The sequence below is a fragment of the Aestuariimicrobium sp. G57 genome, assembly GCF_050110855.1.
Lineage (GTDB): Bacteria > Actinomycetota > Actinomycetes > Propionibacteriales > Propionibacteriaceae > Aestuariimicrobium.
The window spans coordinates 1-13,779 of sequence record NZ_JBNINW010000006.1 but is presented as its reverse complement, the minus strand read 5'-3'; the positions used below and the strand labels follow the sequence as shown (position 1 = coordinate 13,779).

Genomic DNA, 13,779 nt, shown 5'->3' with positions numbered 1-13,779 from the left:
CCTGGCCGCGGCTCAGGCCCGGATGACCAGCGCCACCCCACCGAAGGCCGGCAACTCAAGGCTGAACCCGCCCAGCTCGTCGACCACGGCCACCCGGCGGCGGGTCGACAGGTCGAACACCCGCCCCACCGGCAGCTTCTCGGACTGGATGCGGGTCTCGATCTTCTCGCCCGAGAAGTTGAGCACCGTGATCTGGGTCGAACCGGTCTCGAGCTCGTTGACCATCGCCATCACCGACTTGTGACCCACGACGGGCACATCGACGAGCGTGGCTGAATCAATCCGCGACTTCTTGCGCACGCGGATGACCTCGGCCAACCGGGACGCGAACGAGGTGTCGCGGGTCAGCTGCTCGGGCACGGGACCGTACAGGCTGCGCGCCCTGGGCAGGCCTGCGGCCGACTTTTTCGCCGTGGGGGCGGTGCCCAACAGGTCGTAGGCGCCGCGCTCGATCCAGCGGGTGTCGCCGCCGGAGATGAGGGCCCTGACCTCTTCGCGTGGCAGCGGCAACGCACCCACCAGGTCCCAGCCCGACAGGGCAAAGACACCGGGCTGCCAGGCGTTGAACTTGCACAGCAACAGGTGGGCTGCCTGGATCTTGCGGGCCGTCGCGTCGGTGATGTCGTCCAGGTTGGTGATGCCGATGCTCGCCGCCACGATCGAGGCGGTGGTGCTGGCGATGCCGTTCGTGGTGAACACCGCGTTGTAGGGCGCTGATTCGCCGGTCAGCCGGTCGCGCATCACCTCACGGATGTGCTCGGCCAGCGCGATGCCCGTGTATTCGACGCCGCCGAGTTCGTAGACATCGTCGCGGTGGGCGGCCGCGAAGTGGACGAGTTCATAGGTGAGCTCGTCATGGTTCTGCAGCGCATGCACGAGCGCGGCCTGGTCGATGCCGATGTCCATGGCCTCGCGCATGACCAGCCGCAGGAACTCGGTGTCACCGGTGCACATTGCCACCTGCGCGGCGGGACGGGTGATGAAGTCGTAGGACAGGTCGGGACCGACGGCGCCCGTGCGCTGGATGTCGTCGATGGCGAGGTTGAGTTCCTGGAACGTGAACCCCCCGACCTTGCGCACGAGCGAACCGATCAGCTGGTTGGCGGCCAGCGACAGCGGGTGCCCCTCGGACCACGCGGGTGCCTCGAAGCTGCGCTCCACCCCGAGGAACCCGTTGGCATCGAGCCGCAGCCCGCCGGTGCCGAGGTCGAGCAGCGAGTGCAGCGCATCACCCATCACCACCCGCATCCCGGCGCAGGTCGGGTCGAGCCAGTTGATGGTGGGCTGGCCCTCTTTGAAGTAGTGCAGGTAGACCCAGCGGCGCAGCGTGCCCTTGTAGTCACGGATCGGCGGGGTGACCGACCAGTTCGTCTCTTTGACGCCGGGCTCGTAGAAGATGACCCGCTGCAGCGCCCCGATGATGTAGCCGCCGTCGGCGAGCGCCTGCTCGGCCTCGGGCGACAGGTTCATGGCATCGCGTCCCTCGGGCACGTCCGGCAGCAGGTGCCAGGCCTCTTCGGGAATGTCGATCATGTGGTAGATGCCCGGGTAGTCCCGGTAGTTCAGTTCTGCCAGGCGAAAGTCGGGGCCTTTGCCGGTGTGCCCGGGCACGATGTCGTCGATGACGGCGCCACCGTAGCGGGCGGCCGTCTCCGTCATGGCCCGGAACTCGTCCTCAGTGCCGAACAGCGGGTCGATCGTCATCGAGATGCGGTCGAAATGGCCGTCGACGCTGGGCGTCAGGTTCCAGCCGTCGATGCCGCCGGCGAACTTCACAGGGCCGGTGTGGATGGCATCGATGCCAATGCTTTTGAACGCGTCCCACAGCGCGGGCGATCCGATCGAGGCCAGGAACGACTCGCCCGACCGGGTGATGTGCGACAGCGGGTAGGCGGTGTACCAGACCGAGGCACGCGACAGCGCCGCGCGCGGGTCGGGGAAGGCATAGGGGTTCGCCCACATCGTGTGCTTGCCTGCCAGCTGGCGGCTGATCAGCTCGGCGTCATGCAGCATCGACTGGTCTTCGAGCCATTCAATGTAGGCATGGTTCGAGCCGCTCGCCTCGAACGGTGGCACCGCCATGCCCGTCGCACCGCTCTTGCGGCGCAGTGATGATGGACGAAGCCGGGCCGGCCTCGCCGCGAAGAACTGCTCGTCGAAACTGATCTCAGGCAGCTCTTCGGTCGGCGGGTCGATCAGGGACATGTCGATGGGCTCGGGCTGGGCCGGGTTGGTGGGAACCGTCACCCGGCCCACGCTAGCAACCCGCACCCGACCCCGTGCTCAGTCGCGCGTCAGGCGGCGGTGCTTCGAGGCATGCGGACGTGCGGCCTCGGCACCCAGTCGCTCGACCTTGTTGGCTTCGTAGTCCTGGAAGTTGCCCTCGAACCAGAACCACTTGGCCTCCGACTCGTCGTCGCCCTCCCACGCGAGGATGTGGGTGGCGGTGCGGTCGAGGAACCAGCGGTCGTGAGAGATCACGACGGCACAGCCGGGGAACTCGAGCAGGGCATCCTCGAGCGACGACAGCGTCTCGACGTCGAGGTCGTTGGTGGGCTCGTCGAGCAGCAGCACGTTGCCGCCCATCTTCAGCGTGAGCGCCAGGTTCAGGCGGTTGCGTTCACCGCCCGAGAGCACCCCGGACTTCTTCTGCTGGTCGGGGCCCTTGAAGCCGAAGCTGGCGACATAGGCGCGTGACGGCATCTCGAAGTTGCCGACCTTGATGTAGTCCAGGCCGTCCGAAACGACCTCCCAGACGTTCTTCTCGGGGTCGAGGCCCGAGCGGCTCTGGTCGACATAGCTGAACGAGACGGTCTGGCCGACCTTGAGCTCGCCCTTGTCAGGCTGCTGCTCGCCGACGATCATCTTGAACAGCGTCGACTTGCCCACGCCGTTCGGGCCGATGATGCCGACGATGCCGGCACGGGGCAGGGTGAACGACAGGCCGTCGATCAGTACGCGGTCGCCAAAGCCCTTGACGAGGTGCGAGGCCTCGAGCACGTCGGCGCCCAAGCGCGGGCCCGCCGGGATGTTGATCTCGGCCGTGTCGATCTTGCGGTTGCGTTCGGCCTCGGCCGCCAGCTCTTCGTACTTGGCCAGACGGGCCTTGCTCTTGGCCTGGCGGGCCTTGGGGCTCGAGCGCACCCACTCAAGTTCGCGCTCGAGGATCTTGGCACGCTTGGCGTCCTTCTGGCCCTCGATCTGCAGGCGCTTGCGCTTGGTCTCGAGGTAGGTCGAGTAGTTGCCCTCGTAGGGGTGCAGGCGACCGCGGTCGACCTCGCAGATCCACGACGCAACATTGTCGAGGAAGTAGCGGTCGTGGGTGACGGCCAGCACGGCGCCCGGGTAGTTCTTCAGGTGGCCCTCGAGCCAGTTCACCGACTCGGCGTCCAGGTGGTTGGTGGGCTCGTCGAGCAGCAGCAGGTCGGGGGCCTGCAGCAGCAGCTTGCACAGCGCCACGCGGCGGCGCTCACCACCTGAGAGCACGTTGACGGGGGTGTCGCCGGGCGGGCAGCGCAGTGCATCCATGGCCTGCTGCAGCTGGGCATCGACGTCCCAGGCATTGCGCACGTCGAGTTCGGTCTGCAGCGTGCCCATCTCGGCCATCAGGGCGTCGAAGTCGGCATCGGGGTCACCGAAGCTCTCAGAGATCTCGTTGAACCGGGCCAGCATTTGCTTGGTCTCGGCGACTGCCTCTTCAACATTCTCCCAGACGGTCTTGTCCTCGGTCAGCGGCGGTTCCTGCAGCAGGATGCCGACGGTGGCGCCCTTGGCCAGCTGTGCCTCACCGTTGTTCGGCTTGTCGAGGCCGGCCATGAGCTTCAGCAGCGTCGACTTGCCGGCACCGTTGGGACCCACCACGCCGATCTTGGCGCCGGGCAGGAACGACAGCGTCACGTTGTCGAGGATCACCTTGTCACCGACCGTCTTGCGGACGTTGTGCATGGTGTAAATGAACTCAGCCATCGAGAAAGTCAATCCTTCGTGGGACGGGGTTGGGCCGTGGCCCAGTATGCCAGTCAGGCGCTGCGCCGTGCCCCACCCCGCCCCGTGGACCACCCGGCTCAGGCGGCCTGCTCCCCCACCTGCCGGTCCTCCGGCGGCGGTCCCTCGCCCGGGGGCGCCTCGGTCGGCGGTTCTTCGGGACGCCGCTGCTCGTTGCGGTGGAACGTGCTGGTGCCGCGGCTCATGTCATGGCCGATGCTGGTCGCCTCGACCAGCAGCCGTTCGAGGCGCACGCCCTCGGCGTTGGTCCAGGCCTGGGTGCGCAGCTTGCCGACGACGACCACCGGGTCGCCCTTGCGGATGGAGTTCTTCACGTTGACGGCGGTGCGGTTCGACGCGCGCACCGTGATCCAGGTGGTCTCGCCGTCGACCCATTCGCCGTTGCGAATGAACCGCGGGGTGCAGGCCAGGCGGAACCTGGCATAGCACCAGTCGTCCCCCTCGAAGACTTCGACATCACTGCCGGCGTTGCCGGTGAGGCTGATCAGGGCATCCATGGGGTGTCCTTCCATGTTGGTGTGCTGGGTTGACACCCCGACCATGCGGACGAGGGCGCAGTCCCTTCTGGACGGACAACACCTTGTGGAAAACCCCTGACAACCCCCGCCCCACTACTTCGCCAGCAGCACCTTTTGCCTGGCGTTGCGGTGGCGTCCCAGCTCGGCATTGACAGGGGCGAGCACCTGCGCGTCGGCCACGCGCCCGACGGCCCTCTGCAACACCCCGAGCGCGCGGCGTCCCTTCGACCGGGCCGTGATCTCGACCAACAGCCGACTGACCAGCCCCAACACCAGCCCTGACCCGACGCCGCCGATGATCAGCCAGGTCTGCACCGGCACGTCACGCCACCGCCGCGTGGGCAGCGGCGGCAGCTGGAAGTAGGCCAGCACGAAGTCGACGAGCAGCCAGCCCAGCCCCAGGATCACCGCGGTCATCAGCACCCACTGCACCGCCTGGATCACGCGCCAGTAGCCGAAGCCCGAGTCCATGCCGAGGTCAGCGGTGGCCACCGCGCGGTCGAGGTCGTCGGGCAGCGCCGCGGCGCCCTGTTGGGATGCCACCCGCACCGCCTGCGCCCAGCCGTGCGGCAACCCTTGCGACGCCTCGTCCGAGACCACCCGCACCGCCGAATCGACCCGCGCCTTCAACGCACCCTCACCCCTGGGGATGTTGGTGCGCTGCACCCGAGCCGGTTCGAGCTCATGCTTCTTGTCCGCCTTGGGCAACGCGCCCAGCCGCAGCCGGCGCAACGGGTCGGGACGCAGTGATGCCAGCCACGACAATGCCGGCCACCCCGTGATCACCGACCCACGCCGACGGGTGGCACCCACGACCGCCTCGGTCACCACCCCCACCCCGGCAGCGGCCGACAACGATTTGACCAACTGCTTCGCCGAGCCGGCGGTGACCTCACCGGCCGTGGTCTGCCCCAGCGACTCGTCCAACCGCGCCGCTGCCTCACCGACATCGCTGCCGAAACGTGCCGCCGAGGCGGTCTTGCCCTTGACGACCTTCGCCAGCATCGACTTGATGTCTGCCACGCCCTGCCCCGTCACGGCTGACGCCGCGCGCACCTGCACATCGCCCAGGCCCTCGGCCCCCAGCAGGCGACGCAGGTCGGCCAGGCATTCCTCGAGCTGCACCGGGGTCAGCCGGTCGGCCTGGTTGAGCACCACGACCGTGTTGGCGGCCTGGCGGGCCAGCGGCTTCAGATAGCGGTCGTGCAGCGCGGCGTCGGCGTACTTCTGCGGGTCGACCACCCAGATCAGCATGTCGACGAGTTCGACCAGGCGGTCGACCTCGATGCGGTGCGCGCTCGCCGTCGAGTCGTGGTCGGGCAGGTCGACCAGTACCAGGCCCTCGAGGTCTGCGGGGGCGTTGGGCACGACGTGGCGGCGCGGCACATCCATCCAGTCGAGCAGCGACGAGCTCGGTTCGGGGCCGAAGGTGCCCGCCATGGCCTTCGAGGTGGTGGGCCGCTTCACCCCGGGCTCAGCGAGCTTCACCCCCGCGATGGCGTTGAACAGCGACGACTTGCCCGAGCCGGTGGCACCGGCCAGCGCGACCACCGTGTGCCCGCCGCTGAAGGCGAGCCGCTCGTCGGCACGCGCCACCAGGGCTTCAACCTCGTCGACGAGTGCGTCGTCCGAGCGCCCACGCGACAGCGCCCCCGCCTCGCGCAACGCGACAATGCGTTCGGGCAGCGCACGCCCCTTGGTCCTCGCCATCACCGGTCCCCCTGCTCATGCGGCAGCAGTTCGGCCTGCACCGTCTCGGCCTCGTCGTGGTCGGTGCCCGCACCCAGCTGGTTGAACGTGATGGTTTGCGGCTGTTCGCCGGTTTCGAGCTGCGGACGAGCTGAGCCCTCGGTGTCCGCGCCGGTGGTCAGCGCGCGGTCGTCGCTGCGGGCGGCGGTGATGTCGGCGACGGCCTGGCGCAGCTCGTCACCCAGGTGTTCGGTCGCACTGACCCTGCTGAGCACATCTTCGTAGCGGGCGTATTCGCCGGCCATCAGCGCCTGCACCCGCGTGTCGAGGTCGGCCTTGGCCTGGGTCGCCAGTTTGCGCACCGCGTCGTCGCCGATGAGAGCCTCGAGCAGCCGCTGGGCGACCACCGACGTGCCGCCGGCGATGCCGATCTCGGCGCCGGTGACGCCACCGGTCTGGGCGAAGATCACCACCATCAGCGCCACCGAGGCGCCGTTGATGCCGAACGCAAGCAGCCGCGCCCGGGAGCGCTTGCTCATGCCCTCGCCCGAGACCAGTTCGATGACATCGCCCTGCCAGTCGCGCACCATGCGCGCGACCGCGGACGGGAACTGTGCCGAGGCCCGGGACAGGTCTTCGCCACCAGCGGCATGATGCCGTTCGAGCAGCGCCCTGCCTGCGGGGTTGGCGCGCCATGCGGCGTCGGCCCGTTCGGCGGCGGCGGTGCCCTCTTCGCGCACCAGCGCCTCGAGCCCGTTCTCGACGGCGACCTGCATCTTGTCGACCTCGGGTGGTTTGCCGGCGATGGCGCCCCAGACCCGGTCACGCAGCCAGCTGATCTTCTGCTCGACGGCGCGCATGAACTCACCGGTGCCGACGAACTCGTGCCAACGGGCCAACACCTCGCCGCGCAGCAGCGTGCCGTCAGCGGTCTGCACCGCGACCGCCCGGCTCGCCTCGCCGTACTGCGCGAGCGCGTCCTGGCGCAGTTGTTCGAGCGCCTCGCCCTGGTCGTCGGCGGCGGACGCGAGCGCGGGCACCTGGTCAGTGAGGCTGGTGATGGCGCCCTGCAGCGTCTGCATGACCACCGCGGCCTTGGTGTTCTGGTCAGCGGCGAGCGTGGCCAGCCATGTGCGGATCGGCGACACCGCAGAGTCGGGCAGCATGCCTTCGTCGTCCGTGGTGGTCTCGGGCACCGCGAACAGGGCCGAATCACCCAACCCGCGTTCGGTCATCATCTGGCCCAGGTGCGGCGGCACCTCGACCATCGCTGCCGGTGGCACCCGGTTCAGTACGACCGCGACGGCGGCCTTGCGCTCGACGGCCCGGCGCAGGTAGTCCCACGGCACAGCGTCGGCATAGCGGGCGGCCGAAGTGACGAACAGCCACAGGTCGGCGGCCTGCAGCAGTTGCGCAGCCAGGGCACGGTTCTGGTCGACCACGGAGTCGACATCGGGGGCATCGATGAGCGCCAGGCCTTTCGGCAGCGACGGTTCTGCCACCAGCTGCAGCGAGCGCGCATCCTGCGACGACACCGTCGCCCGGATGAGACCCGGCAGCACCCGCTCGTCATCGAACCAGCGCGCGTCGTCCGGGTGGTGCACCAGGACGGGGCTGCGGGTCGTGGGGCGGATCACGCCGGGCTGGGTGACGCGGCGGCCCAGCAGGGAGTTGACCAGCGTCGACTTGCCCGCACCAGTCGACCCGCCGACAACGCACAGCAGGGGCGCATCGATGCTCTCGAGGCGTGGCAGCACGTAGTCGTCCAGTTGTTCGCGCATCGCGCGGGCCTGGCGTTGTTGCTCGTCGGCACCGGGCAGGGGCAGCGGCAACTGCACTGCGGCGAGGTGTTCACGCAATGCGCGCAGCGACTGGGCAAGCTCGTTGGTCGGCACCCCCACACTGTGGCACGGCCACGCGCCGGTGGGCGAGCTCTCGTGACGGAAACCTGCCGGCCGTGCGGCAGACCCTTCAGCGCTGGTTCAGGTGTGACCCTGCGGTGACCGGTACAGGCACCGGCTGGCCGACGCCTACACGGCGCGGCAGCTTGAGCTTCGGCCAGATGATCCGCTCGCCCGCGCTCGAGGTCACGGCGATGAGGCGCCGCTGCTCGATGCGTTCCAGCAGGCCACGCGCTCGTCCATAGCCGGCCTCGTCGACCAGGCCGCGGGTGATGGAGTCACGCAGGTAGGCCAGTTCGGTCATCATCCGCATGACCTCGAGGGTGGCCGGCAGCCGGCGGGGCTGGAAGACCGCGACGGTGATCATCGCCACCCGGCTGCGCCACCGCGAATACATGAAGGGATCGGATTCCTCGAGCCAACCGCTGCGCACGAAGTCGGTGAGCCGGGCGCGGATGCGTCGTCCTTCGGTGATGGTCTGGCCCACCAGGGCGATGACCACCATCAGCACCAGACCGAGCGCCATGAACCAATAGATGCGCAGCTGCTCGCCGGGCACGACCGAGCTGATGCCGTTGAAGATCATGTGTCCCAGGCACGACAGCGCAAAGCCGGCGAGTGGCGCACAGATGCGCACAATCTTGGAGCGGTGCCGCAACGCGACCGCGATGCCGAAGCCCGTCATCGCGGTGAACAGCGGGTGCCCGAACGAGGTGTAGACGCCGCGCAGCATCACCAGTTCGAGCATGGCGGCCTCGGGGTCGACAATCTCTGGGGTCAGCGTCGCGAAGTTGTGCGCGCGGGCGTAATAGACGATGTTCTCGACGAATGCGAAGCCGATGCCGGCGATGCCGGCCATGCTGACGGTCTGCAGCGTGCTGACCAAGCGGTAGCGCAGCAGGATCGCCAGCAGGAAGATGATGGCCGTCTTCGCGATCTCTTCGACGAACGGCGCCGAGAACACCGCCGACCGGGCACCGGCGCTCGGGTCTGCCCCGCTGACACCGAGCTTCTCGCCCATCCAGGTGTTGACGTAGATGCTGAACCACGTCGACATGGCCCCGCCCCACAGGAACACCAGCAGGTACATCCATACGTTCTGGCGCCGGAACCGGTCGAGCAGCACGAACAACGCCACCCACACTGCGGCTGTCGGCCAGGCGTATTTCGCGGCCAGGATGAAGGACTGGTTCGTGATGCCGGGGATGATGCCGCCGGGCACTTCGACGTCGGGGTGCATCATCGCGTACATGTCCCAGAGTCCGACGAAGCTGACCAGGGCCAGCACCAGCGTCGACCACACCCAGGGGTTGCGCAGCAACCGCTGCGCGGGGCTTCGTCCCGGCACAGGGTCGCGCGGAATGCCGTTGAGCACACGGGCGCGCCGCTCGAGCTTGTGTGTCTGGGCCATGTGCTCCAGAGTAGCGCCCGCAGTTCCGGCGATATGCTGGTGCAGCCAGCCCCAGTAGCTCAGCGGATAGAGCAACAGCCTTCTAATCTGTCGTGCGCAGGTTCGATTCCTGCCTGGGGCGCCACATGATCCGCCCAGCCGCATCATCCACGAAGGAGCCGCCCCCGTTGAGTGCCACCAGCGAGACCCTGGTCTGGGTCGACTGCGAAATGACCGGTCTCGACATCGGGGCGGACGCGCTCATCGAGGTGGCGGCGCTGGTCACCGACTCCGACCTCAATGTGCTCGGTGAGGGCGTCGACGTCATCATCAAGCCCAGCGACCAGGCGCTGGAGCAGATGGGCGACTTCGTGCGCGAGATGCACACCACGTCGGGCCTGCTCGATGAACTGCCCCAGGGGCTGACGATGCGCGAGGCCGAAGAGCTGGTGCTCGACTACATCCGCGAGCATGTGCCGGTGGCCCGCAAGTCACCATTGGCCGGCAACTCCATCGGCACTGACCGGGCGTTCCTGGCCCGCGACATGGCCGAGCTCGAGGGCTGGGTGCACTACCGCAACGTCGACGTGAGTTCCATCAAAGAACTGAGCCGGCGCTGGTTCCCCAAGGCCTATTACCACTCCCCTGCGAAGTCGGGGAACCACCGCGCCCTGGCCGACATCCAGGAGTCGATCGAGGAACTGCGCTACTACCGCGAAGCCGTCTTCGTCCCTGCCCCGGGGCCCTCGACGCAGGATGCCCGGGCCATTTCGCGACGTGTGCAGGGTTCGCTCACCGGCGTTGGCACCGCGGACGAGGCGACGGCGCCGATCGGCGAGCAGGACGTGGAGTAGGCCCCGATTTGCCGGGCCGGAGGCTCGACCGGTATATTCATGCGAGCCGGTTTACCGGCGTGATGTGTGGACATGGTGGGTATAGCTCAGCTGGTAGAGCGCCGCGTTGTGGTCGCGGATGTCGCGGGTTCAAGTCCCGTTACTCACCCCACACTCCCAAACACCGCCCAGAGGATCGTTGCGGCGATGGCCGCGTCGAGCACCGTGCATAATTCCGCGTACTTGGGGCCAAGACCTGGCGGGCCGAACCCGCGCGGACCCTCAAGCCTGCTGCAACAGGTCCACCAGGCTGATCGGCGGCCTGCCGGTCAGCCGTTCGACGGTGTCGGTCACGAGGTCCAGTTCACCGGACGCGATCGCGGTGTAGGTCGAGACCCAGGCGTCGACCTGCCAGTCAGGGGCGCCGTAGCCCGCACGCGAGGCATACGCCTCTTCGATGGTCTCTTCGTGGTAGCTGGTCGCCCGCCCGGTGATCTCTGTCGTGAGGCGAGCGACCTCGGCCAGGCTGAGCGCCTGCGGCCCGGTCAGCTCGAGGATGCTGCCCGCGTGCCGCGCAGGGTCAGCCAGCACGGCGGCGGCGCTGCGGGCGACATCGGCCCGCGCCACGGCGCCCACCCGGCCCTCCCCTGCTGGACCGCGAATGACCCCATCCGGCCCGGCAAGTTCGGGCAGGAAATCCAGGTACATGGAGTCCCGCAGGAACGTCCAGGCCATCCCGGAGGCACGCAGGTGCTCCTCGGTGATGAAGTGGTCGCGGCCGAGCGTGAAGGTCGCATCGGGGGCTGCCCCCAGGAAGGACGTGTAGACCACATGGCCCACGCCGGCCTCGGCGGCGGCATCGATGAAGGTTCGATGCTGCGCCAACCGGTCAGCGCTCTCTGCGGCCGAGACCATGAACAGCACATCGACGCCACGCAGCGCCGCCGTTGCGGCCTCCCCGTCGCCATAGCCGGCCACGGCAACGTCTTCGGCCCCGGACGGCGCTCGGCTCGGGTCACGCACCAGCAGGCGCAGCCGGGCACCCTCATCGGCAAGCTGGGCGCTGACCGCCCTGCCGATGTTTCCGGTGGCACCGCTGAGCGCGATCAATGGCTTGGCATTCATGGGCTCGTCCTCCTGTGCTCGACCTGGATCACGACACGGTCAGTATCCACCACATCACCCTGCCCTGACGGTCGCGAGGCTGGACTGCTGCTGCCGAGCAGTGGACCCCCTACTCACAGCGCAGTCCCACCCACCACAACCCGTGTCACAATGGTCGCCATGGCACGACCGAGACTTCGTTTCAGCCGCCCCCGCCCGGGCCTGTTGGCACGCCTGCACCTTGATGCCGCCGCACTGGCCGGCAGCGGCGCAGCCCTGGCCTCACGGGTGACCGGCCGCGGCTCCGGAGCCTCGATCCGCGGCAAGGTGCTGTTGAAGGTCGACCCGAAGGCACTCGGCAAGCTGCTGGCCGGCCGCCGCGTGGCCGCCGTGTCGGGCACCAACGGCAAGACCACCACCACCCACCTGCTCGCCGCTGCCGTCGAGGCCTCGCTGGCTGACCCCACCGAGGTCGTCACCAACGCCGACGGCGCGAACCTGCATCACGGCATCGCCTCGGCGCTGGCCACCCACCCGCATGCCTCGATCGCCGTGCTCGAGACCGACGAGCGCGTCGTGCCCGCCGTCGTTGAACTCGGCGCCCCCGAGGTGCTCGTGCTGCTGAACTTCAGCCGTGACCAACTCGACCGCCACCACGAGATCAATGCCCTGGGCCGCGGCTGGCGCAAGGCCCTGGCCGCTGCGGGCGATGTCGGCCCCGTCGTGGTCGCCAATGCCTGCGACCCCCTGATCGTCTGGTCTGCGCAGCCCGCCCGCCGCGTCATCTGGGTCGACACCGCCGACCCGTGGACCCAGGATGCGTCGCTATGTCCCGAGTGCGGCTCAGTGCTCGGACGCGAGGACGGGCGCTGGGCCTGTCCCACCGGCGACCTCGTCCAGCCCACTGCTGACTACGTGCTCGACGGCGACACGATCACTGACCCGAACGGCCAGGCCTGGACACTGCAGTTGCAGGTGCCGGGCCGGTTCAACCTCGCCAATGCGGCCTGTGCCCTCGCCGCCGCCCGGGTGATGGGGGTCTCGGCCGAGGACGCCCTGCGCGGCATGGCGGGGGTCACGTCCCCGGCCGGACGCTACGCGACCGGCACCTTCGGCGCGGCACAGGGGCGCCTGCTGCTGGCGAAGAACCCGGCCGGGTGGGCCGAGTCGCTGCCTCTGGCCACCAGCGAGCCGGTCGTCCTCGCCATCGACGCCGCCGCAGCCGACGGCCGCGACGTGTCCTGGCTGTGGGACGTCGAGTACGAGCAGTTGGCCGGCCGCACCGTGATCGCCACCGGTCCCCGTGCCCAGGACCTGGCTGTGCGACTCGACTATGCCGGCGTTGACCACCTCGTGATCAAAGACCTGGCCGAGGCCTTCCGCGACCCCCGGGTGCTGGCCCACGACGGCCCCGTCGACGTGGTCGCGACCTACACCCCGTTCCAGAAGCTGCGCAAGCTGGGAGGCCTCGCATGACCACCCCCACCCGGATCGTCCTCGTCTACCAGTCGCTGCTGGGCATCTATGGCGACCGCGGCAACTCGACGGTGCTGGTGCAGCGGCTGCGCCGCCGCGGTCTCGAGGCCGAACTGGTCGTCGTCGAACCCGGGGACGAGGTGCCCGCAGACGGCGATGTCTACCTGCTCGGCGGCGGCGAGGACCTGGCGCAGGTCTCGGCCGTCAAGGCCCTGCGGGCCGACGGCAACCTCTTCCGCGGCCTCGAGGGGGGCGGCGTGCTGTTCGCCGTGTGCGCCGGCTACCAGATCTGTGGCCACAGCTTCACGGTGGGTGCCCAGGACACCGTGCACGAGGGCCTCGGCCTTCTTGACGTGACCACCACCCGTGGCGCCACGCGGGCCGTCGGCGAGATCCTGACCCGCTGGCAGCGCCCCGACGGCAGCACCAGCCTGATCACCGGCTTCGAGAACCACGGTGGCTACACCAGGTTGGGCCCGGCGGCGACCCCGCTCGCCACCGTCGAGAAGGGCATCGGCAACGACGGCGGCGGCACCGAGGGTGCGGTGCAGGGCAATGTCATCGGCACCTATCCCCATGGCCCGGTGCTGGCGCGCAACCCCGACCTGGCCGACCACCTGCTCGAGCTGGCGCTGGGCCGCGCACTGGAACCCCTTGTCATGCCCTCGATCGAGGTGCTGCGCGCCGAGCGGGTGGCCGCCGTCAGGGGGCGCTGAGGGGCCGCCCTCACCCCCGATTTCACCTTTGGGGCCAGACCGTCTATAGTTATTTCTCGCGCGCGCTGCTAGCTCAATTGGCAGAGCAGCTGACTCTTAATCAGCGGGTTCCGGGTTCGAGTCCCGGGCGGCGTACGGTGGCATCGG

General features: G+C 68.7%; 10 protein-coding genes and 3 tRNA genes. 6 read left to right on the top strand and 7 right to left on the bottom strand.

Annotation, left to right across the window (positions count from 1 at the left end; all coding sequences use genetic code 11):
- Nucleotides 1-12: 12 nt before the first annotated feature.
- From treS to ACQCX5_RS12805, 6 genes are all read right to left on the bottom strand, one after another.
- Nucleotides 13-2,247, bottom strand: a complete 2,235-nt coding sequence (treS, locus tag ACQCX5_RS12830; protein ID WP_434542434.1) for a maltose alpha-D-glucosyltransferase — start codon at nucleotides 2,245-2,247, stop codon at nucleotides 13-15.
- A 36-nt stretch (nucleotides 2,248-2,283) separates the two neighbouring features.
- Entirely contained in the window at nucleotides 2,284-3,966 is a 1,683-nt protein-coding gene (ettA, locus tag ACQCX5_RS12825; protein WP_434542433.1) for an energy-dependent translational throttle protein EttA, read from the bottom strand.
- Nucleotides 3,967-4,064: 98 nt separating this feature from the next.
- Nucleotides 4,065-4,502, bottom strand: coding sequence for a single-stranded DNA-binding protein (locus tag ACQCX5_RS12820; RefSeq protein ID WP_434542432.1), 438 nt, complete (start codon nucleotides 4,500-4,502; stop codon nucleotides 4,065-4,067).
- Nucleotides 4,503-4,616: 114 nt separating this feature from the next.
- The gene (locus ACQCX5_RS12815) at nucleotides 4,617-6,233 is read right to left on the bottom strand and encodes a GTPase (RefSeq protein ID WP_434542431.1); all 1,617 of its coding nucleotides are present in this window, start codon (nucleotides 6,231-6,233) and stop codon (nucleotides 4,617-4,619) included.
- The gene (locus tag ACQCX5_RS12810) at nucleotides 6,233-8,107 is read right to left on the bottom strand and encodes a GTPase (RefSeq protein WP_434542430.1); all 1,875 of its coding nucleotides are present in this window, start codon (nucleotides 8,105-8,107) and stop codon (nucleotides 6,233-6,235) included. Before ACQCX5_RS12810 ends, ACQCX5_RS12815 begins: the two co-directional genes overlap by 1 nt.
- Before the next feature lie 76 nt (nucleotides 8,108-8,183).
- Nucleotides 8,184-9,524: a PrsW family intramembrane metalloprotease gene (locus tag ACQCX5_RS12805; protein ID WP_434542429.1), complete on the bottom strand. Its 1,341-nt coding sequence runs from the start codon at nucleotides 9,522-9,524 to the stop codon at nucleotides 8,184-8,186.
- 48 nt (nucleotides 9,525-9,572) lie between these two features.
- Here ACQCX5_RS12805 and ACQCX5_RS12800 point away from each other — a divergent pair.
- The 3 genes from ACQCX5_RS12800 to ACQCX5_RS12790 all read left to right on the top strand — a co-directional run bounded on the left by ACQCX5_RS12800 (nucleotide 9,573) and on the right by ACQCX5_RS12790 (nucleotide 10,508).
- A tRNA-Arg gene (locus ACQCX5_RS12800) sits at nucleotides 9,573-9,648 on the top strand.
- A 43-nt stretch (nucleotides 9,649-9,691) separates the two neighbouring features.
- Nucleotides 9,692-10,357 carry an oligoribonuclease gene (orn, locus tag ACQCX5_RS12795; RefSeq protein ID WP_434542428.1) on the top strand — a complete coding sequence of 222 codons (666 nt, stop codon included), beginning with the start codon at nucleotides 9,692-9,694 and terminating at the stop codon, nucleotides 10,355-10,357.
- A gap of 75 nt (nucleotides 10,358-10,432) precedes the next feature.
- Nucleotides 10,433-10,508 (top strand) — tRNA-His (locus tag ACQCX5_RS12790).
- A gap of 110 nt (nucleotides 10,509-10,618) precedes the next feature.
- Here the strand turns inward: ACQCX5_RS12790 and ACQCX5_RS12785 are convergent.
- Nucleotides 10,619-11,461 (bottom strand): SDR family oxidoreductase, encoded by an 843-nt coding sequence (locus ACQCX5_RS12785; RefSeq protein ID WP_434542427.1) that lies wholly within the window; start codon nucleotides 11,459-11,461, stop codon nucleotides 10,619-10,621.
- A 312-nt stretch (nucleotides 11,462-11,773) separates the two neighbouring features.
- On the opposite strand from ACQCX5_RS12785, the gene ACQCX5_RS12780 reads away from it, so the two are divergent.
- The 3 genes from ACQCX5_RS12780 (at nucleotide 11,774) to ACQCX5_RS12770 (ending at nucleotide 13,767) form a co-directional block, all read left to right on the top strand.
- The gene (locus ACQCX5_RS12780; protein ID WP_434542556.1) at nucleotides 11,774-12,916 is read left to right on the top strand and encodes a MurT ligase domain-containing protein; all 1,143 of its coding nucleotides are present in this window, start codon (nucleotides 11,774-11,776) and stop codon (nucleotides 12,914-12,916) included.
- Nucleotides 12,913-13,632, top strand: a complete 720-nt coding sequence (locus ACQCX5_RS12775; RefSeq protein WP_434542426.1) for a type 1 glutamine amidotransferase — start codon at nucleotides 12,913-12,915, stop codon at nucleotides 13,630-13,632. The genes ACQCX5_RS12780 and ACQCX5_RS12775 overlap by 4 nt, the downstream gene beginning before the upstream one ends.
- Nucleotides 13,633-13,694: 62 nt before the next feature.
- Nucleotides 13,695-13,767 (top strand) — tRNA-Lys (locus ACQCX5_RS12770).
- Nucleotides 13,768-13,779: the final 12 nt, after the last annotated feature.

Excerpts from the sequence above, each read along its gene's own strand:
- ettA (WP_434542433.1), bottom strand. The coding sequence starts at position 3,966 with ATGGCTGAGTTCATTTACACCATGCACAACGTCCGCAAGACGGTCGGT.
- ACQCX5_RS12820 (WP_434542432.1), bottom strand. The coding sequence starts at position 4,502 with ATGGATGCCCTGATCAGCCTCACCGGCAACGCCGGCAGTGATGTCGAA.
- ACQCX5_RS12815 (WP_434542431.1), bottom strand. The coding sequence starts at position 6,233 with ATGGCGAGGACCAAGGGGCGTGCGCTGCCCGAACGCATTGTCGCGTTG.
- ACQCX5_RS12805 (WP_434542429.1), bottom strand. The coding sequence starts at position 9,524 with ATGGCCCAGACACACAAGCTCGAGCGGCGCGCCCGTGTGCTCAACGGC.
- ACQCX5_RS12785 (WP_434542427.1), bottom strand. The coding sequence starts at position 11,461 with ATGAATGCCAAGCCATTGATCGCGCTCAGCGGTGCCACCGGAAACATC.
- ACQCX5_RS12775 (WP_434542426.1), top strand. The coding sequence starts at position 12,913 with ATGACCACCCCCACCCGGATCGTCCTCGTCTACCAGTCGCTGCTGGGC.